The sequence below is a fragment of the Gammaproteobacteria bacterium genome, from assembly GCA_032250735.1.
GTDB lineage: Bacteria > Pseudomonadota > Gammaproteobacteria > SZUA-152 > SZUA-152 > SZUA-152.
Map to the genome: position 1 here is coordinate 53,328 of JAVVEP010000003.1, position 20,977 is coordinate 74,304.

Genomic DNA, 20,977 nt, shown 5'->3' on the forward strand with positions numbered 1-20,977 from the left:
CAAGGAAACCCACAGCACCCGCAACCGTGAGGACGCAAACATAGCAGGCAATTGTTACAGCAAGGTTGCACAAGGGGGTTAGCAGCGGGAATATACCAACCGCCAATAATTCGCCACGTAAAAAGGCTTGTACAGAAGTACAAATTTTAGTTAGGTCATTGTTGCACGGTTTCTGTGCACAGAATGATATGTCACAAACCTGTGAATGAAATTTCACAGTCACTGCAAAAAAAATATCAGTACACCAATAAAAAAGCCGACCCCATACAGGGTCGGCTCCGTGTTGAAATCCGGGCCAGCCTGGCAAAGCGCTGGCCCGTTTTTCGTTAGGTGAAAAACTCACCCATAGGCATTCCGGTTTATGGGAATACTTGCACCTGTGGCTTACAGCCCTGGGTATCGCGGCTCACCCAGGCAACCGGGTTGCTGGGATGGTATTCCGCATAGATGCCATCAATGTCGGCATCGGCGAAGTCACCGGGGGTGTTGATCACGTAGTCAGGCACACCCAGCACGCCCGGCTTACCGGCCAGTACGGTGGAGTCCTTGGCGGCCGCGAACAGCGCGTCAAGGAAACCCTTCTGGGCAGCATCCACTACCGTGTTGTTGTACTGCATGCTGTTTTCAAACATGTAGTCGTACAGGCCCTTGGCGGCATTCTCTTCCGTGGGCATGATGCCGTCGATGGCGACATAGGCCCAGTTGGTGCCGTACTTCACGCCAGGCTGTTTCTCCAGCGAGGAGACACCGATGGCGCGCGGGTTGACGTCCACGCACTGGGTCAGGATCTTGGTGGAGCTGGAGATCTCTTCCAGTTCACCAGGGACCACCCAGTTAGCGGCGGTAGCAAACGGACGCGAGAAGTCAGTGCATTCCTGGCGCAGGAAGTGCACCTGGATCGCGGCCTGGGTGCCGGAACCGTTCACGCGGCGGCAGACATGGATGTCCGTCGGGGCGCCGACGCCGTTCACCCAGTTCTCCAGATTACCGAACTCGGGGATCGCGTCCCACTGGGCCTTCTGACCGGAGAAGATGGAGGCCGCGGAGGACTTGCTCAGGCTCTTGATGGTGCCGGTGCCGCCGGGGTAGATGCTACCGTCCAGCATCGCCAGGTTGACGGGCAGACCGAAGATGACATTGAAGGCGGGCTCCACGGTCAGGTTGGCCAGGCCGGCAGGACTGGCCGCACCGAAGGCCAGACCGGACACGTTGGCGCCCTTGAACAGGGCGGGTTCCACGTCTGAACCACCGGCCTCGGGGGCATGGGCGTACTGGTTGGCGCCGCTGTTGGCACAGGTCCAGTTGACAGAAGGAGAACCACCGTCAGGCGTGCTGCAGGATCCGCCGTTGACCTTCATGTAGTTCAGGGAGACCTGATCCGCCACCGGCGTTACACCGTACACCGAACCACCGTCCAGGAAGTACGAGAAATACAGGTTGCTCTTACCGGCGATAGGGGTGGTCAACTCACAGCTCACCACCAGGTGGGTGGGATCGGCAGGGAGATTGACAAAATGGTCGATGGTGCCGGCTACGCACAGATCCGTGGCCAGGTTCTTTACGGTCTGTGACTGGGCGGTAGCACCACCATAATGGATGACGATGTCATTGACCCCAGGATTCTGCGGGTCAATGGCGTTGGGCGCCAGGGCGAAGGCATTGCCCGCGGCCAGCACGCCGGACAGGGCGAGTGATAGTTTGCTAAGGTTCATGATGTTCTCCAATAAGAAATTGATAAAGGTTTACGCAGTGATAATCTGATCTTCTTCCCGACGACGGGCGACACCCACCAGACCCACCATGGCACTACCCAGCAACCACACCGCGGCCGGAATCGGCGTAGCGACATAGTTCAGGTCGCCACTCAAGGAGTCCAGCGTCCAGGTACCGATCAGTTCGCTCACGGCAATCGTCTGGTTCTTGGTGGCAAATGCGGCTGTGCTTCCGGTGTTGGTCGCGTAGTAGAACGACTGTTCACCGCCAAGACCGGCGGAGGCGGCATTCATGGGCGAGTTGTTGAACCAGCTATCCATGGCCGTGCCGAAATAACCGGCATCGCCATTGGCGAAGGTCGCGGAGTTGCCGGTGGCGCCCACGGCAATGGCGGCGTTGGCGCCGGTCAAATAGCTGGTGTCCATGATGCTATAACCAAGCATACCCACGTTCTTCTCTGTGGCCCAAGTGCCGGCCATGCCCGTTGCCGCTGTCGACAAATACCGCAGACCACCTGCGGCACCGGCGCCAATTGAGTCACCCGCCATCACCGCCCAGCTGTAGTTTCCGGAACCCGTGGACAGATAGCTCGTCAGCGTGGCATCGGCCGCCCAGCTTTGGCTGACGTTCACGTTCGCCAGAAAGGTGTCCAGGCTGACGTTCGTGTCCATCACGTAGGACGTCAGGTTGGTATTGTCGCGGATGCTGAAAAACAGCTCGCCGTTACCGGTAGCTGTCGTATCAATTGCGGCATTCGCAGTGCCGGCGGCCACAAGGGCCAGGGCAGCCGCGACGGCCTTCATTTTCATCTTCGTTTTCATTCTTGACTCTCCATAATTATATAAAGTAAACAACAAGGTTATTGTTTCCGTTACCCGTCCATGGATGACCGCTTGTCCTCCCTATCCTGCCAGGGCCGATGCCTCGCTCATGCATCCGCCCATTCACAGCCCCATTTACAACAGCCAAAAAAAAGACAGCCCGGTTGCCGTGAACTTGCTGGCAACCCGGCTGTCTTTACAATCACAAAGACCCGTAGTTTTCCGACCCCGCCTCGCGACGGGTGTGGCATTTGCAGCTACCCATAACCTGAATCGTGTGTCTCATAAGAGAATCACGATTCAGTCTGTGCATTTGTACGCGCCAATCATTTCAGTGGTTTGACAGTTAGATGAACTTTTTTCGGTCTCGCCTGTCATTCCCAGCGCGTTGCACAGGCGCGTATAAGACCATTACTTTGTTACGCTCCCATGAAGCATTTGTGAAACCGACAAATAAAAAACCCGCGACGTGCGCGGTTTGTATTACGTTTGTCGTATGTTTCGCTGGGTGGTGGAGACATTTTAGCCAGCCATGCGATACCGAAAGATTTGCAGATAACCATATATAGATATTGTCATTGCTCGTCACTAGCCAACCATGGAGTGGCAGTTTTGTAGAGTGGGCGCAGCCCACCCTACTGCAAAGTTGATAGGACAGCGGTATGCCGCACTACATAACTACATATTGAAACTACTATAAAATGGCTCGGCAGGCAGTCGAGTCAGATAGGTGAGATAGGCAGGTGAGACAGACGGAGAGACAGAAGGAAGAATTTATGCAGCGAGGTTTATGGATGGATGCTGAAGTGTTGTGATGGCTTACTAGCGGTTCAACTCGTTTACCAATCTGCTGCGCCGCTCATGCGCGCGCAAGGTGAAGAGCTCTTATTTCAGGTGTTTTGGGGCGCCTTGCGAAAAAACCGAATAGCTGACAGCGTTAACAGCAGGAATATAAATACATTGCTTATCGCACCACCGCCGCCTTTCTTGTCCGTAGCCGTCGTCCCGGTATCGACAGTGCCGCCGCCATTGTCAGTAATGGCCTGCACCGCTATGGTGACATTGGCTTGCGCTTCTGCGCCATGGGCGTCTCGCAGTGCGTAGCTGAATATTTCTGTGCCGATGAAGCTCTCGCCTGAGGTGTAGGTGATGGTGCCGTCGCCATTGACCTGCACGCTGCCACTGGTGAGCATTGAGCTATCAACAGAGTCAATCTGTATGGTGTTGCCATCCGGGTCGCTGTCGTTTATCAGCACCCATATCGTTACCGGAATTCCCTGCACCACCGTGACTGCATCGTCGCTCGCCACCGGGGGAGTATTGACAACGATAGTCACCTGGCCTTCATCTTCTGCGCCATTACTGTCCTGAACGCGATAGCTGAAGGTCTCCGTCCCCGTGTAGTGCACGCCGTTTAGACTGGCGGGGGGCGTATAGGTGACTTGCGATCCGGCGTTGATGCTTACCGTCCCCTGCATGGATTCCGGAACCGTGACCGACAGGATGGTGAGCGCGTCGCCATCCTGATCTTCATCATTGGCCAGGATATCCAGCACAGCGGTTTCTCCGGGAGGCGATTCGAATACATCATCCACCGCTACAGGCGGCGTATTGGGCGCGCGTACCGTTGTGCTTTCCTGATCCTGATTATCGGCGGGATTGATATCGTTGTATTCTGAAAATACGACGGCATGATTCTGCAGCAGAGCCTCAGTCAGTGGCGCCGTAACCTGAATTCTGATTTCTTTGCGCGCACCACCGGCCAGGGTGCCAAGCTCACATTTCACAATGCCCATGTAGTGCGCGCAGCTTGCATCGTCCACGCTGACAAAGCCGACTTCTGCCGGCAGGGTGTCCGTTACCGCCACGCCATGGGTAACGAATGCGCTATGATTCGTCACCGTGATGGTATAGCTGAAGGTGCTTCCCAGGTCGACGGGGTCGGACTCGCCCACGGCGACAATACCAAGGTCGGTGGTTAAATGTTCGAATACGCCAATCTTGTCGTCTTTGGTGGCTGCGCTGTAGAGAAAACGGCCATCCGGCGACAGCGCAAACCGCGGCACACCCGCAAGGCCATCAATCGGTGCGATGCCGCTGGAACGAAGTACTTGCATGAAACTCAGGCTGCCGTCAGACAGGTCGCGCCGCATCAGGGCGAGAGTGTGTACCTGGCCCCCATTATCCTCGCTGCCGTTGACATAGACACGCTGCCCATCCGGACTCACCTTCAGGTCGATGGGGCCTTGCAGCCCGTCAAAACTCCTTGAAAGATCACCGGTTAAATTGGCGTCGCCTTGCTGGTAGACCGACTGGAGCAGCAGCTCACCCGTGACGCTATCACGCGCAAACAGCACCACTGTATTGCTGCTGCCGCCGGCCAGGTACAGGTGTTTATCGTCTGGTGCCAGGGCGACACTCCATGCCCCGAGCAGACCGCTGATGCCGTCAATGGCATCAATATACGTTTTCACCAAACTCAACTGACCGCTGCCTGCATCGCGCCTGAAGACCGCCACACTGTTGTCGGTGATGCTGGTGGTATAGACAAAGCCATCCGCGCTTACCGCCAGCATTCCCACGCCACCCAGGCCGTCGATTCCCGCATCACTATCGCGCAGGGCTTGAAGCAGGATCAACTGCCCTGTCGAAATATTGCGGCTAAAGATCAGCAGACTGCCGCTGTCGGCGGCACGCACATAGAGTTGATCGCCCGACGGAGAAAACGCCATGTCCGAAGGCTTTGACATATCGGCGATACCACCGCTGCCGTTCTGCGCCGCCTCAATATACGTCAGTTTGCCATCAGTACCGCGCCGATATACCAGTAGCGAATCCGGCTCGGATACATTACTGCCGTGGCTAATGACATACACAAATTGTCCATCGGGGCTTTGCTTGATTCTCAAGGGGTTCATCAGGCCCGGATCGCCGGTTATGGTCTCGACAGGGGTGAGATCACCCATCACTGTATTGCGCGACAGTACCTCAATGGTATTGCTCAGCAGTCTCGCGACATAGACGTGTAGGCCGTCCTGGCTGACGGCGACATCGTTTGGCGCGGATAGCGGGTAATTATTGTCTGTCGCAAACAGCACCTCTGCCCGCACCGTAGCGCCAAGCATAAGCATTACAATCAACAAGATATAACGAACCATACCCCCCCTGGACTGGCGGATCACGCCCACCGGACGCACCCATCGAGCGAAAGAATTCCTGCATACCGCTCGAAAACCCGGCAGTCTAAAGGACAAACATGAAGGATATGTGAAGGATTAGTGACAGGGCGACATAAGCCTATCTGTAAACCGTGACATTTCTACGCAACATGGCCGTGTTACTAATAACGCAATGATCACCAGGCCATCACGATGAGTTATCAAGCTACCGGCTTAGGCCGAAATCTCGCTGTCTACACCAGCCTGTTTTTTGGCCTGTTCCTTGTGATGCAGGCCATCTATCAGGGTGCCCGTGACACCCAGGCTGCGCATTTTCTGATTAACGATATGACGGTAATGCCAAGCGCACTGATCATCTCCTGGATTACACCTGATGAAGGTGTCAGCGCCCAGGGACATCGCCTGGTGTCCAGGCATGTTCGTATGTCGGTCCTAAACGGTTGCGAGGGTACGGAGGTCATTCTGTTGCTTGGTGCAGCGCTATTCGCCTTGCGCATGGGTTGGCGGCGCAAGCTGCTGGGAATCGTGGCAGGAAGTCTGCTGGTGTATACGGCAAATCAACTGCGTATCGTTTCTCTGTATTACAGCCTGCGTATCGATCATTCGCTTTTCGAGGCACTGCACGGCTATATTGCCCCGCTCGCGGTTGTCACTGTTGCAATGCTGTTCTTCCTCTACTGGATATCACATGCCGGACCGGATCACACTCACTAGGATCGTTCTGCTGTTTATCGCATCATCCCTGCTGTGGCTTGGTGCGGCCGTGGTCACCTCACGCGCGATTGTCGAAATCCTGTTGCCGCTGCTGCGCTGGGAAATTTCGCTGCTGGCCCCGCAATTCGCCATCCACGATCTGCACCTTGTGCGCATGGGCCTGGAAGACTCGATTCTTGCCAATGTCCGCACCCTCAATCCACATATGTTCGGCCAACAGTTGCTCCCTGCCGGGATTCCCATAGAAAGCTCAACGCTGGCCGGCCACTTGCTGCAACCGCTGGTGTTGATGCTGTCACTGGTAACCACGGCCTGCCTCCTGCTGCGCAGACACTGTGTGGCGATGGCGCTGATCAGCATCCCGTTCGGGATTGTGGTGGTGATGCTGGATGTTCCCCTGGTTCTGATCGGCTCGCTCGACGGCCTCATGTTGTCCACCGCGCAAAGCATGCATGGCGCGCCCTCCCCCTGGGTAGCCTGGATGAACTTTCTCAATGGTGGTGGCCGCATCGCACTGGGTATTGGCGCCGCCCTGGCCATCATTTCACTGGCTCAGGTAAAACCATCTACAGACTATCCCACATTATGAAAAGCACACTTCTGTTAACTCTGACTGTGTTGTTGGTCTCGACTCCGGCGCACAGTGCAGTCTCCCAGCCCGGCGGCAAATCCTCCACTGCTCTTATTGAGCGCTTGCAGCGCAACGAGCCGGTCCATGTCATCGTCGAACTCGAGGCGGATACCATTGAGAGCCAGGCGGCAGCCCAGCGTCGGTCGCGCCGCCTGCCGCATGATGATGCCGCCATCACCTCCTTCAAGGCGCAGCAATACCGAATACTAAAAGACGACCTGTTCAATGCCTTGCGGCCGCGCCGCCTGTTGTTACTCAAGGATTACGGACACTTGCCCATGTTTGCGGCCTCAATCGCTACGATGGACGAGCTGGATGCCCTTGCTCGACACCCTCAAGTCTTGGCCGTGCACGAAGACATCAGGTTGCAGATGCATCTGACGCAGAGCGCATCACTGGTGCGGCAACCGCAGGCCGCCACGCTAAATCAAGCCGGTACAGGCACTACTATTGCCGTCCTGGACACTGGCGTGAATTACACACTCGCTAATTTTGGTGCGTGTTCCGCTCCCGGTGTACCCTCTGACTGCACGATAGTCCATGCACAGGACTTTGCGCCGGATGACGGGTCACGCGACGACAATGGCCACGGCAGCAATGTTGCCGGTATCGTCGCCGGTATCGCGCCTGATGCGAAAATAGCCGCACTCGATGTCTTTAATGGCACATCCGCAGACAGTATCGATATCCTCGCGGCCATCGACTGGTCCATCGCCAATCAGGCGACCTACAACATCGTTGCCATCAATATGAGCCTTGGCGGCGGCCTGTACACAGCACCCTGCTCGATCCGGGCACAAAATCCATTTCGCACGCCCATTATAAATGCCAAATCCGCCGGCATAATCACCACAGCTTCCTCCGGTAACGACGCCTCGACTACTAGCATCGGCATGCCGGCCTGTACTCCGGAGGCGGTTTCGGTAGGCGCCGTATACGATGCTAACGTCGGTGGCCTCGCTTATGGATTTTGTACGGATGCGACGACCGCCGCCGACAGAGTGACCTGTTTTTCCAACAGTGCAAATTTCCTCACCCTGCTCGCGCCAGGCGCGCTGATCACCGCCAGTGGCACCACTGCTGCAGGCACCTCACAAGCCGCGCCGCATGTGAGCGGAGCAATGGCGGTGTTACGCTCGGCCTATCCTGCCGATACCGTAGATGCCGCCATCCTGCGACTGACCTCTACTGGTGTTGCCGTTACCGATTCCCGCAACGGACTGTCAATGCCTCGCCTCGATCTGCTGGCCGCATTGGGCGCGGTCAATGATGATTTTGCCTCTCCCGTCGCTTTATCGGGCGATGCAGGCATGGTCTATGGCGATAACCACAACGCTTCCAGGGAGACCAACGAGCCCAGTCATGCCGGCAATACCGGCGGAAAATCACTATGGTGGCAATGGACGGCCACCCTCACCGGGCCACTGGCGATATCCACTGCTGGCAGCAGCTTTGATACCCTGCTGGCCGTTTATTCCGGGGACATGCTCAACGCGCTGGCGCTTGTCGCGCAGAATGATAACGATTCCGTCAACGTCACCAGTGCAGTGACTTTCACGGCTCAGGCGGGAACAACGTATCTTATCGCCATCGACGGCTATGCCGCCGCGTCCGGGACAGTTCAACTGGCATGGAACTACCTGGATAACGACGGTGACGGAATCATCGACGCACTCGACAACTGCCCAGAGCTGAGCAATAGCGACCAGGTGGATTTTGACGGCGACGGCTCTGGTGACATCTGTGATGACGATGATGACAATGACTCGATGCCCGATGCGTGGGAATCGATCCACGGACTCAATCCCTTCGATCCCACGGATGCGGCAGGCGATCTGGATGGTGATCTCATCAGCAACCTCGACGAATACCGGTCCGGCAGCAACCCGACATTGGCCGATACCATCGATACCATCAATGCCGATGTGCCGTTGCTGCCGCCATGGGCGATGCTAGTCTTCGCCGGTTTACTAACTACAGCCGGCGGCCTGGCGAGCACTTGTAACCGCAGATAGCGGCTTTAATGCCAATGTCCAATTAGCCCATACCTTGCCCATCACTAACAGCAATACTATCGCCTGGCCTTGTTGGATCATCCACTCGACCAGGCTGCAAGTCATAGTAATAGTAATAGTAATAGTAATAGTCATAAAAATATTCTGCTCAATTTCGATCATTTCATAAATACTTCATCCACGCGTAACAATACAGTGGTTTTATAGCATCCATAATTGCATACATGCCGTGCGATTAATCTGCTAAACAATAGGGAAATCATCATGAACACACACTTTAAACATTTAGGATTAATCCATGGCGGGGCTCTTCTCGCCTGCGGCGCGCTTATGGGATTCAGCCAGTCGGCATCGGCACTCACCGTGCCCTGGATTGGTACGGCGGATTATACTTCCGTCATCGGCGCGACAAACGGTGAAATTGTCGGCCCCTTTAACAGCTATGACTTTTCTAATGGTGGTGTGGTATTGATCCAGCCCGACGTAGTCAGTGGATCCGGCTACCAGATTGGCGATACCTACCGCGGCTACTACCAATCACTTGTCACTCAGCACATGCTGTCGGGCGACATGGTATCCAGTCCGAAGCTGAATAATAACTATGAATTGACGGTAACGACCGAATTCACACAGCAGGTGACCGCCGTCGACGCCTACGGCAATGCCAGCTTCGCGGTCACCGGCGGCAATGCCCGTCTATTCCTCGACGGTAATGGCGCCACTCTCCACAATTTCGGTACCGACAGCGGATTCAACGACGGCACGGTGATTATGACCGGAACGGTTTCCGGCGGTGGCGGAACCTTCTTCAGTGGTGCCGGTTTTGGCGTCACTGGGATCGATCTCACCATCGGTGCTTTCGACTACAACGCCGCTGTGTTCGATCCCGGCACCATCAGCGGCGCCAACAGTATCTTCACCATGCGCATCAATCCCTTCGGCGTCACCAGCGGTGTATCATCGGTTCAGGGAAATGCGGTTAACAGCGGTGACCTGCTGCTCGAAGCGGACGGCAACCTCAATCTGATGGCGGTACCTCTGCCCCCAGCTCTATTACTGCTCGCCACTTCCATCCTGGGCTTAATGGGATTTAGCCGGCGATCTGATAAAAAGGACGGCTTGATTGCAGCCTGATGGCACTGATCGCAGCCAGCACAAGGATGTGCCCGCCCGCCCAGCATTAGCAGAACAGAAAAGATCGAGAGACGCTATATCTATGTTACGTTGTTGCCCCTGGGCTAATGGACTATATACGACGTCTTTAATCTGCCGGTCATCAATCCCGTTCTGAAACGCACCTTATACGGTTTCGGCGAATAGTACAGAGCCTGGTATTGTTGTTTTCGCGATGTCACAAAACTGACATAAACACCGACTTTCCTCGCTATCGAGTGCACACCCGTCAACAAGAGTGACTTCACGATGGGCATGATGTGGCATTCTCTAACACCTGACAGGTGTCCGCGCCCGGATTCACCTGTCGTCACAAAACTGTCATTTATGATTGCTAGAGTTCGCGAAAATACACCGGCGCGGATAACGCATGAAATACGATCTGACCATTTACGTCATTGCCGCAATAGTGGCTGTGTTCATATTGCAAAGGATTTACATCCGCCTACGACTATCGCTAGCCAAGCACCCCTCATTAAGAGGTCATGCAAAATGGTCACGCCGGATAAGCAAGCTCGTCCCTTACTTCGGATATGGGGCAGACCGGTTCTTTTGTAGTGATGCCGCTCCTGCTGAAGTCGCAGATAATCGTCGTCAGGCCATGGACAGGCTCAGGCTGCGATTGCAATCACGTGCACCAAGAACGATGGCTGCAAGCCTCTCCCTGCAAGACAGTATTTCGGATGTAAACTTTACCAGCAACTACCGTGTGCCCTTCCCGTATCGACAATTCCTGCCCGTTGAGTTCAAGGCCGGAACCATCGCCGAGCAAACTGACGGTGTCAGAATCAGGGACCTCGATGGAAACTGGAACTACGACCTTACCGGCTCTTATGGCGTCAACGTCTTCGGCTATGATTTTTACAAGGACTGCATGGAGTCCGGCTTCGCCAAAGTAAAGGATCTTGGGCCCGTGCTGGGTACCTACCATCCGCTGATTCAGGAAAACGCTGAAATGCTGAAAGGCATTTCGGGACTCGATGAGGTCTCATTTCACATGTCGGGCACCGAAGCAGTCATGCAGGCAGTGCGACTTGCACGTTATCACACAGGAAAATCACACCTGGTCAGGTTCTGTGGCGCATATCATGGATGGTGGGATGGCGTACAGCCAGGCATTGGCAATCAACGTAAGACCAATGACGTTTACACCCTTGCCGACCTCAGCAAGGCCACTCTCAAAGTACTGGAAACGCGCAATGATATTGCCTGCGTGTTGATAAACCCACTACAGGCCCTGCATCCAAATTCTGACGCTCCCAGCGATGCAACACTGATTAACAGCTCAAGATCTGCCCATTTTGATCGTGATACTTACACGGCATGGTTACACCAGATTCGTGACGTCTGCACACGAAAGAATATCGTGCTCATCTTTGATGAAGTGTTTACTGGCTTCCGGTTGGGATACAGAGGGGCGCAGGAATATTTCGACATACAGGCAGATATCGTAACGTACGGCAAGACATTGGGGGGCGGCCTGCCGATTGGCGTGGTCTGTGGCCGACACCATTTGATGAAGCGCTACAAGGATAATCAGCCCGCAAACATCTCTTTCGCCAGAGGCACCTTCAATTCTCACCCCTATGTGATGGGTTCGATGAATGAATTTCTGCACCGCATTGTCCAGCCGGAGATTATGAGCATCTACGAACAAGCAGATATTGTGTGGAATGCGAGAACCCAACAACTCAATGAAGAGCTGGCAGATGAATCCCTGCCCGTGAGCATTGTCAATCTTCATTCCATCTGGACGATTCTCTATTCCAGACCATCTCGTTACAACTGGATGTTCCAGTTTTACCTCCGCGCACAGGGCCTTGAGATTAGCTGGGTCGGCACCGGGCGGATCATCATGAGCCTCAATTTCACCGACGACGATTTTAACGAAGTCAAATCACGGTTTATACGCGCCGCACGGCAAATGGAAAATGACGGCTGGTGGTGGCAATCACGCGAGCTAACCAACAAATCCATCAAGCGGCAGATGCTGAAAGAAATGATTGGCGCACGCCTCCCCTTATTCAAACCACACAAGGAGATTGAGGTACAGGATTGTACACGGCCACCAACCGTGGAGACCCTACAGCAATGATCAACACTTCATACAGCGAACGAATGAGTGAATTCCGGACTTCCTTGCGTTCAGAGTTTGATGAATATCTAAAACAGATCACGCTCAAATATGACCTGAAGAATTGCCTGAAGGTCGACCTGCATTGTCATGATCATAATAGCGACGTTCCTGACGAACTCTGGGGAAGAATTCTCAGACTGCCGGAAACCTGGCTGAAAACGCAGAATCTCGTCAAATGCCTGAAACAGAATGATTGCGATGTCATCACGGTGACCAATCATAATAATGCACGCTCGTGCTGGGAGCTGCAGGAACGGGGGTATGACGTACTGCCGGCAGCAGAATTCACCTGCCATTTCCCGGAGTACAACCTGTTCGTCCACATACTCACCTATGGCTTCACCCGGCAGCAGGAAAAGACCCTGAATAAAAAGCGCCAGAATATTTACGACTTCCTGCGCTACACCGCTGTCAATGATCTGCCGGTAATCCTGCCCCATCCGCTGTATTTCTACACCAGGAACGACAAGATAGACCTAAGTCTTTTCGAAAAGTTGGCTGTCATGTTTCAGCGATTCGAGGTCCTTAACGGTCAACGGGATCTGTGGCAAAGCGTATTAACGCTTAACTGGGCCGAAGGTCTTACGCCTGAAAAGATCCTGGGCTTCGCAAAAAAGCACGATCTCGATCCCGCCGACTATGGTGTTGATCCCTACCGTCCAAAAATATTGACCGGTGGCTCAGATTGCCACACAGGCATCTTTGCCGGCCAGTGCGGAAGCTATTTATATATACCCGACCTGCAGGAAAGGCTGGAGCATTCAACGCCCTCCGCACTGGCGCTTGAGGCCATCCGCGAAGGCAATGTCGCGGCCTTTGGGCATGTTGCCGAGAATCAAAAACTGAATATTGCATTGCTGGACTATTTCTCTCAGGTGGCGACAAAAATCGAGGATCCTGGCCTGTTGCGCATCCTGTTCCATCGCGGCGAAGTATCCGACAAGGTCTCCTGCCTGGTGATCAGTAATCTTCTTCTGGAAATGAAAAAGCACAAGAACACGCAGAAGTTCTTTGAGTTCGTCCACAACGCACTGCATGGCAAAAAACCTAACAAATTGTTGAAATGGAAAGTCAGCAAGGATTATCGCTTCTGCATTACCCAACTGGAAAAAATCGCTGTCAGCTGCAACGGCCCGCCAGAGATCTTTATTGATACCGTCAATCAGGCAGTCAACGATCTGTTCCTGGATCTTAATAGGCTGATCATAAAAAGGATTAAGAAATCCGGTGATTCATCAGAAAAATACAGATTAAAGTCCTTTTCTACTGAGGAAATCACCCGCAAATTTGAGGTGCCGAGTCAATTGACGGCACTGATCTTCGGCAACAAGTCAATGCAGGAGGACATGAGCGAACTAAGCGTCTCAAAACTGTTTGATAACCTCTCCTTCCCGGTCCTGGTCGGCATCATCCTCACCAGCGTGACTCTTGGCAGCACCCGGCTGCTGTATCAGAACCGCAGCTTCCTGAATGACTTCTCTGATTATATTGGCAGAAACCAACACCCAAGACGCGCCCTTTATCTTACCGATACATTAAGGGACAAAAATGGCGTATCCAACTCCCTGTCAGCCAAACTTGCTGAAATTCAGCGCATGGATCTGCCGGTTGATATCTTGATCTGTCATCCTGACGCACAACCTGAACCGCACCTGCATGTTGTACGACCACTGACTTCATTCACCGTACCGGATTTTGGCGAGCAAGAACTGCGGATTCCTGACTTGCTCGAGATTGCACGCCTGTTCTATGAAGGCGGATACGATCGGATTGTGTGCTCTACTGAAGGACCGATGGCACTCGTTTCACTGTTCATCAAGCACATGTTCAATGTGCCTAGTTTTTTCTTCATGCACACTGACTGGCTGGATTACATCAAGGACACCACGGACCTCACATTGCATGAGCGTGACCGGATACGGCGCACCTTGCGCGTCTTCTATAAGCAGTACTCCGGTGTCTTCGTGCTCAATAACGAACATCGCGACTGGCTTGTTGGCCACCATATGCAGCTTGCGGATGAACGGGTTTTCTTAACCGCCCACCATACATCCGCCCGCGACAACAGCGTTACTGGTGTTAACAAGACGGACCTGTTCAATGACGCCATTGCCAATACGCCTGTACTGCTTTTCGCAGGAAGGATCAGCAAGGAGAAAGGCATCTTCGATTTGCCGGACATTATCGCCAATGTCAAACAGTCAATGCCTGATGTGAAAATAGTTATTGCAGGCACCGGGCCTGCTGAAGATGCACTCAAGCAGGCCTTACCGGAAGCACTCTTTCTTGGCTGGGTCGACAAACACTACCTGGCCGAGCTTTATGCGGGACTCGATCTTTTTGTTTTCCCATCACGGTTCGATACCTTCGGCAATGTCATCCTCGAATCATTCACGTATGGCATGCCCGCCGTTGCCTATAATTGCAAGGGGCCAAAAGACATCATTCAACATGATGTGTCCGGGTATCTGGCAAACGATATCGAACAGATGAGCGATCACATCATTCGCTTCTTCTCATCCGAGCCAAAACGCGCCGGAATGATCCAAAAGGCTATTCGCAGATCCCAGGATTATCAGGCAGAGCCCATCATGCAGAAATTCCTGCAAGATATGGGTCTTGGCATGCCGCCAGTACTAATCGAGCAGCAATCGGTCGCGTAATCATGGCCAGTATCGTTCGCAATATGAGTCAGCAGGAACAGTTAAATTTTCTGTTGACCAACAGAATTCCGCGACGCTACCTGACACGATTGATGGGCTGGTATAGCAAGATAGAAAGCCGCGCATTGACCAGGCTTTCCCTAGTCATCTGGAAACATTTCGCTGCCGATCTTGACCTTACCGAAGCAAAACACTCTACGTTCCGTAGCCTTCATGACTGTTTTATTCGCGAACTGAAGAGCGGTGCTCGCCAGGTAGATACCGACCTACATACCATCACCTGCCCCTGCGATGCCATTGTCGGCGAGTGCGGGCCAATTACGGGAACACAGGTATTCCAGGCAAAGGGCTTTCCCTACGAGCTGGCCGAGCTTATTCCCGACAAAACCTTACAGGAAAAGTATCGCGACGGCATCTACGTGACATTGCGCCTCAAGTCTTCCATGTATCACCGTTTTCATGCGCCCATCGACTGCAGGGTAACGCACATTGATTACATCTCAGGAGATACCTGGAACGTGAACCCTGTCGCCCTCAAGCGCATCGAGAAGCTTTTCTGTAAAAATGAACGGGCCGTCGTTGAGCTAGTGCTCGGTGATGAGGTAGACGATGCGCACCAAAAAAGTATCACCCTGGTGCCGGTTGCTGCAATCCTGGTCGCCAGCATGAAATTCCACTGCCTGGACACCGAGCTGGATCTTCAATACCGCGGGCCTAACCGTTTACCCTGCGATGCCCAATACCGGAAAGGCGACGAGATGGGTTATTTTCAACACGGCTCGACCATCATTCTGTTCGCGACCTCTCATTACAGACTGCATGACAGCGTATCGACGGGCAACAGAATATTCATGGGACAGGCTCTGCTCACGGACAATGACATTTCTAATCGACAACCAACCAAAGAGGGATAATCGTCATGGGATTCTTTGAAGAACTGCAACAACAACGCTGGGACGACCATCGTTTTTATCACCATAACCGTGTAAACCAGACGCTGCATTTACTCAGCGCTTTCTGTTTTCTCACCAGCTATATACTGATATTTGTCAACCCGGTGCTGGCGGTAATGGTCGGCTGGCTGCTGGCGATGATTCTACGCCAGGTGGGCCATTTCTTTTTTGAACCGAAAACCTATGACGCCGTAAACCAGGCATCGCATGAATACAAGGAAAAAGTAAAGGTTGGTTATAACCTGCACCGAAAAATCATACTCTTATCCGTGTGGGTAGCCTCCCCCTTGGTCCTGTTTGTCGACGCGAGCCTGTTCGGCCTGTTTCAGCCACACCAGGACCTTGCAGGGTTCATTGATCACACGGCGATGATCTGGCTATTTGTCGGTATCGGCGCGGTTGTATTCCGCACCCTACACCTGTTTTTTATCATGGGCGTGCAGTCAGGTCTGGTATGGTTTTCCAAGATCCTTACCGATCCCTTTCATGATATTAAAATCTACTACAAGTCGCCGTATTACCTGTTTAAAGGCGATATGTATGATGACATGAGCGACTGGTATGATGTCCCTCGCGTTGCCAAGACTCGAAAATAGTCCGTCTGAATCACCCATATGTTTTTTAGCCATCGTTATGAGGGTCGGCATAATCTGGCATCACGAATTCTTTAGGCGTGATTACTCTTCATGCTTACCTTGACAGCGATGCCTGTCTCTTGAGAGGCGCGTGCGAACCCCGGTCGTCATTCGGTCAGTCACTGTTATTCATGGCCTGGACCCTCGCCACCCAAGGCAACAAACTCACCGGTGAACCTGCCCACCACCTGGCCCTCGTATTCCAGCACGGCGCCGACAGCAATCCTGGCCTTGCCCTTGCGCATCAGCATGCGCGTAAAGCGGGGCCAGTCCTGCGGCCGCTCGATCGACGAGCGTGCCGTAAACTCGCCGTCAATGGGGCGTTCGTATTCCACCGAATTGCGCTGAATCACCACACGGCTATCGATACCGGCGCTGCGCAGCCGGGTGTACAGCAGAGACCACGCCGCAAGAATCGCCAGCGCCGAGGCACTGCCACCGAACACCGTTTCACGATGATTGATGTTCGGCTTCAGCGGCGCGCGCAACACCACCTCATCCTCCGCCATGGAAACCACCGACACCGCCATCGCCTTTGACAATGGAATGTGCTCATGAAGGTATTGTTCAAGCTGGGTGTATGGCACAGGCCTCTCCCTCTTTACAAACATGGCAGGCAGGGTGGACATGAATTTTGTGCCCACATGGTACCGATACGCCACACGTCACCATCAGTTTTCAGCAAGCCATTAACACGTGCAGCGCGGGCATAAAAAACGCGCCCGCCCTACCTGACTAGACCAATGGCAGTGCATCTCAGGCTAGCCCTTTAAGTCATTCGGTTTCCAGTAACGCTGCATTTCTATAAACAGGAACGACGCTGACCAGGTAATCATTACCAGCCCGGTCAGGGCCTCTAGCCCGGTCAAATGTCGCAGATCACCGATCGCGTCAATATCGCCATATCCCAGGGTGGTGTAGGTGCTAAACGAAAAGTACACACAGTCCAGCACACTGCCATCAAACCCTCCGCTCAAATGGCCCCACCCTTGCGCATGATGCATGAAGTAGTACGCCAGCGCGAACACCCAGACCTCAATCGTATGGGCAATCATCGCGCCGAACACGCCCAGCAAAATCAGGAATCGATGCCGTATCCTGATGCGTTGGAGATGTAGTGTCAGTCGATACAAGAACTCATAGTGAATAATGACCACGACCGCGATAACGATACTGTTGACGATAAATACGGGTAGCACCACTCTTCCTCTCTTGCTGAAAAAAATTGGTCTTGCAATAAATCTATTGCTGGGTCAGATAAATCCTGACGGAAGGAGCATAGTCCAGTCTTGAAGGGTGAATTCAAGATTAAAAGCTTGGCTCCATCTTTTTATGGTTAAAGGTGTAGTCACCTATACTACGTTCGCCGTTGTTGTCGATGGCCAGCAGGCGTACGCGCAGGGTGGTGGTCGGCAGGGCGCGCAAGGCGTCGATACCCGTGGAGAACACCACCGTCCCGCTGTCGGCGGTAAACGGAATATCGTGCAGGCGCATGCCGCTCTCGTTATCATCATCACCATCGAGGTAGATCATGTCGAGCTGCTGCACGCCCTCCAGCGGCGCCTTGAGATAGGCCACCACGAAGTCGTCCTCGGGGGCGACGGTGCAGTTCACCGCGCCATTGAGCGGCACGTAATACTCCCGCACGTGCATGCCCTGCTCTACCAAGCGCTGTACGAACGGCTCATTGATGACCACGCTCACGCCGCTTGTGCGGGTGAGATCGCGCACTTGCTGGGCCAGGGCGACAAGCTGTTGCAGGCGGCGGCTGCATGGCTCGCAACCCAGATAGTGCTCCTCGACCTGCGCCTCGCGCTCGGCATCCAGCTCGCCAAGCCAGTAGGCAAGCAGGCTATCCCATACCACGGGTGACTGACAGTCTGAGGATTTCATTCGCTTTCTCCGGTAACACACCGGCGCAGGCGTTCAAGGCCGCGGTGACGGATGACGCGCACATTTGCCGCACTCAGTTCCAGCTCTTGCGCCAGGGCCTCGGCCGGCAATTCGTTATAGAAACTCAATATCAGGATGGTTCGCTCCCGTTCCGACAACGATTCCAGACAGGGCGCAAGGCGCTTGCCGTCCAGCTCCGGCAGCGTGACCTCCGGCGGCGACAGTGCCTCGCCATAGGTCTCCAGCAGGCGTTCGCGCCGGCTGTGGCCACGGCGCAGCTCCAGCACCACCATGCGGCAGATGCCAAACACGAACGAGGCCAGTCGCTCCTGTTCGCGGAGTGCACCGGCGCGCAGACGCTCGATCAGCATCAGCATCACCTGCTGCATAAGATCCGCGGCGGCGGCCTCACTGCGCAGATGCCGCAGGCCATACAGCCGCACGCGCGGCGCAAGCCGTCGACAGAGTTCCGCCTCCGCCTCACGGTCGACAGCGGGCGCCGCCTGCGCCACCCGCTGGGCCAGGCTGGCGTCGTCGAAAGGGGTTTCGGACTCTTGTCGGCACATATTTGCAGCATATTACGGCCTCCCTGGCTTTGGAAGTGTAACGATCGGCCGTGCCGTTACACCTCCCTGTAACTCAGCAACAATCCAACCACCACCCAGGGAGTTCACCATGATCACCAATAAACAGTCAGGCACCAATATCCACGAGATCGCCGACGGCATCTACCGGATCAACACCCCCATCCAACTGCCAGTAGGGGCCTTCAGCTTCAACCAGTATCTGATTGTCGATGATCAGCCCATGCTGTTTCATACCGGCCCGCGACGCATGTTCCCCCTGGTGCAGGAGGCCATCGCCGGCATCCTGCCGCCGGAACAACTGAGTTACATCGGCTTCTCGCACTACGAGGCGGATGAGTGCGGCTCACTCAACGAATTTCTTGCCGTGGCACCCGAATCCGTCCCCGTCTGTAGCCAGGTCGCGGCCATAGTCTCGGTCAACGATGTCGCCGACCGTGCCGCCAGGGCGATGGCGGATGGCGAGGTACTGGATCTGGGCAGACATGCCCTGCGCTGGTTCGACACTCCCCACCTGCCCCACGGCTGGGAGTGCGGCCTGATGTTTGACGACACCACCCGCACCCTGATGTGTGGCGACCTGTTCACCCAGGGTGGCGAAGGCAAGGAGGCGTTGGTGGAAAGCGACATCCTCGGCCCCAGCGAGGCCTTTCGTGGCGCCATGGATTATTACGCGCATACCCCGAACACCGAGCTGATGCTCGAACGCCTCGCCCAGCAATCGCCGGCCACGCTGGCCTGCATGCACGGCAGCGCCTGGCGGGGAGATGGCGCCGCACTCCTGCGCGCATTGTCAAAATCCATCGAGCAGCGGCAGGCTGATGCAGGATAAGTTGATAACAAAATTTCGCAGCCAGGGAGAGTGGGTACAGAAATGTGCCTACCTTACACGCCGCCGGGTAATTTAGGTGCTGAGTGCTGAGTGCTGAGTGCTGAGTGCTGAGTGTTGAGTGTTGAGTGCGGAGGACTTAAGTAAAAACCGTTATCTCCCGCACATCACACTCTGCGCTTAACTCAATACGGCTTTTTTCGTAGGGTGGGCATTGCCCACCATTGCACCAAACCCAACAATGCCGGATTGATGGAGAATGCCTACCTTACCTGACAGCGGAACCACCACCGATCATTAACATTCGGCGCAATGCCCTTCGGTTATTGCGCCCTACGGGCTGAGTGCTGAGTGCTGAGTGCTGAGTGCTGAGGACTTAAGTAAAAACCGTTATCTCCCGCACATCACACTCTGCGCTTAACTCAATACGGCTTTTTTCGTAGGGTGGGCATTGCCCACCATTGCACCAAACCCAACAATGCCGGATTGGTGGAGAATGCCTACCTTACCTGACAGCGGAACCACCACCGATCATTAACATCCGGCGCAATGCCCTTCGGTTATTGCGCCCTACGGGCCTGCCTGACTCTATTAAACAAGATCAGTTTTGCAGTGTTTACAAATTCTGGCGGCCTGCTTAATTTCCTCTGCACACATGGGGCAAAATCGGATATCGGAATCATTAGGACTGGATTGTTTTGGTAAAGATTTAGCAGTTTCGTGCGGACCTTCGATGAGTTCATGCTGGCAATGCGGGCAAACAGTAGCATCTTCTCTAATTGTTTTTTTGCAAAATTGACACTCTATTTTGTCTGGACCAGCTAAAAACGAAAACAATAATCCGAAGGGGCCAAAGATTACACCAATAATGAAATATAAAAAACCACGCCCACCTCTACTTGATGCGACTAAGGCGGAAGCAAAACCGAACAGCAACCATAATAAAAAGTATCCCATATTCTTTTCCTCACTTGCTTAATAGGGCAAGCTAATATTTATGTTCGCCATTGAATCCGCGAAATCTTATTGGTGTCCAG

The 20,977-nt window shown here is 54.1% G+C and carries 17 protein-coding genes and 1 riboswitch; of the genes, 9 read left to right on the forward strand and 8 right to left on the reverse strand.

Going from position 1 to position 20,977, the window contains the following annotated elements:
• Positions 1–359: 359 nt before the first annotated feature.
• The 3 genes from RRB22_02680 to RRB22_02690 all read right to left on the reverse strand — a co-directional run bounded on the left by RRB22_02680 (position 360) and on the right by RRB22_02690 (position 5,665).
• A complete protein-coding gene (locus tag RRB22_02680; GenBank protein MDT8383297.1) occupies positions 360–1,712 on the reverse strand; it encodes a hypothetical protein in 1,353 nt (450 codons plus the stop codon).
• Between the two features lie 30 nt (positions 1,713–1,742).
• On the reverse strand, positions 1,743–2,534 hold the full coding sequence (locus RRB22_02685; protein MDT8383298.1) for a VPLPA-CTERM sorting domain-containing protein: 792 nt from the start codon (positions 2,532–2,534) through the stop codon (positions 1,743–1,745).
• A gap of 177 nt (positions 2,535–2,711) precedes the next feature.
• Positions 2,712–2,793: riboswitch (cyclic di-GMP riboswitch) on the reverse strand.
• A 631-nt stretch (positions 2,794–3,424) separates the two neighbouring features.
• Positions 3,425–5,665, reverse strand: coding sequence for an Ig-like domain-containing protein (locus tag RRB22_02690; protein ID MDT8383299.1), 2,241 nt, complete (start codon positions 5,663–5,665; stop codon positions 3,425–3,427).
• A gap of 240 nt (positions 5,666–5,905) precedes the next feature.
• Between RRB22_02690 and RRB22_02695 the strand changes: the two genes are divergently transcribed.
• The 8 genes from RRB22_02695 to RRB22_02730 all read left to right on the forward strand — a co-directional run bounded on the left by RRB22_02695 (position 5,906) and on the right by RRB22_02730 (position 16,595).
• Positions 5,906–6,427, forward strand: coding sequence for an archaeosortase/exosortase family protein (locus RRB22_02695; GenBank protein MDT8383300.1), 522 nt, complete (start codon positions 5,906–5,908; stop codon positions 6,425–6,427).
• A complete protein-coding gene (locus tag RRB22_02700) occupies positions 6,402–7,016 on the forward strand; it encodes a hypothetical protein (GenBank protein ID MDT8383301.1) in 615 nt (204 codons plus the stop codon). Before RRB22_02695 ends, RRB22_02700 begins: the two co-directional genes overlap by 26 nt.
• Positions 7,013–9,073 (forward strand): S8 family serine peptidase, encoded by a 2,061-nt coding sequence (locus RRB22_02705; protein ID MDT8383302.1) that lies wholly within the window; start codon positions 7,013–7,015, stop codon positions 9,071–9,073. Before RRB22_02700 ends, RRB22_02705 begins: the two co-directional genes overlap by 4 nt.
• 264 nt (positions 9,074–9,337) lie before the next feature.
• Complete coding sequence (gene pepA, locus RRB22_02710; protein ID MDT8383303.1) at positions 9,338–10,207, forward strand: flocculation-associated PEP-CTERM protein PepA; 870 nt, start codon at positions 9,338–9,340, stop codon at positions 10,205–10,207.
• Positions 10,208–10,616: 409 nt separating this feature from the next.
• On the forward strand, positions 10,617–12,341 hold the full coding sequence (locus RRB22_02715) for an aminotransferase class III-fold pyridoxal phosphate-dependent enzyme (GenBank protein MDT8383304.1): 1,725 nt from the start codon (positions 10,617–10,619) through the stop codon (positions 12,339–12,341).
• Positions 12,338–15,046: a glycosyltransferase gene (locus RRB22_02720; GenBank protein MDT8383305.1), complete on the forward strand. Its 2,709-nt coding sequence runs from the start codon at positions 12,338–12,340 to the stop codon at positions 15,044–15,046. Before RRB22_02715 ends, RRB22_02720 begins: the two co-directional genes overlap by 4 nt.
• A gap of 2 nt (positions 15,047–15,048) precedes the next feature.
• Positions 15,049–15,960: an archaetidylserine decarboxylase gene (gene asd / locus RRB22_02725; GenBank protein MDT8383306.1), complete on the forward strand. Its 912-nt coding sequence runs from the start codon at positions 15,049–15,051 to the stop codon at positions 15,958–15,960.
• Between the two features lie 5 nt (positions 15,961–15,965).
• Positions 15,966–16,595, forward strand: a complete 630-nt coding sequence (locus tag RRB22_02730) for an Mpo1-like protein (protein ID MDT8383307.1) — start codon at positions 15,966–15,968, stop codon at positions 16,593–16,595.
• A 164-nt stretch (positions 16,596–16,759) separates the two neighbouring features.
• Here the strand turns inward: RRB22_02730 and RRB22_02735 are convergent, their stop codons facing one another.
• From RRB22_02735 to RRB22_02750, 4 genes are all read right to left on the reverse strand, one after another.
• Positions 16,760–17,221 (reverse strand): YiiD C-terminal domain-containing protein, encoded by a 462-nt coding sequence (locus tag RRB22_02735; GenBank protein MDT8383308.1) that lies wholly within the window; start codon positions 17,219–17,221, stop codon positions 16,760–16,762.
• Between the two features lie 174 nt (positions 17,222–17,395).
• Entirely contained in the window at positions 17,396–17,833 is a 438-nt protein-coding gene (locus tag RRB22_02740) for a potassium channel family protein (GenBank protein ID MDT8383309.1), read from the reverse strand.
• A gap of 109 nt (positions 17,834–17,942) precedes the next feature.
• A complete protein-coding gene (locus RRB22_02745) occupies positions 17,943–18,527 on the reverse strand; it encodes a zf-HC2 domain-containing protein (protein ID MDT8383310.1) in 585 nt (194 codons plus the stop codon).
• Positions 18,524–19,093, reverse strand: coding sequence for a sigma-70 family RNA polymerase sigma factor (locus RRB22_02750; protein MDT8383311.1), 570 nt, complete (start codon positions 19,091–19,093; stop codon positions 18,524–18,526). The genes RRB22_02745 and RRB22_02750 overlap by 4 nt, the downstream gene beginning before the upstream one ends.
• A 109-nt stretch (positions 19,094–19,202) precedes the next feature.
• Between RRB22_02750 and RRB22_02755 the strand changes: the two genes are divergently transcribed.
• Positions 19,203–19,943: an MBL fold metallo-hydrolase gene (locus tag RRB22_02755; GenBank protein ID MDT8383312.1), complete on the forward strand. Its 741-nt coding sequence runs from the start codon at positions 19,203–19,205 to the stop codon at positions 19,941–19,943.
• Positions 19,944–20,531: 588 nt separating this feature from the next.
• Here the strand turns inward: RRB22_02755 and RRB22_02760 are convergent.
• Positions 20,532–20,897 (reverse strand): zinc ribbon domain-containing protein, encoded by a 366-nt coding sequence (locus tag RRB22_02760; protein MDT8383313.1) that lies wholly within the window; start codon positions 20,895–20,897, stop codon positions 20,532–20,534.
• Between the last annotated feature and the right edge of the window lie 80 nt (positions 20,898–20,977).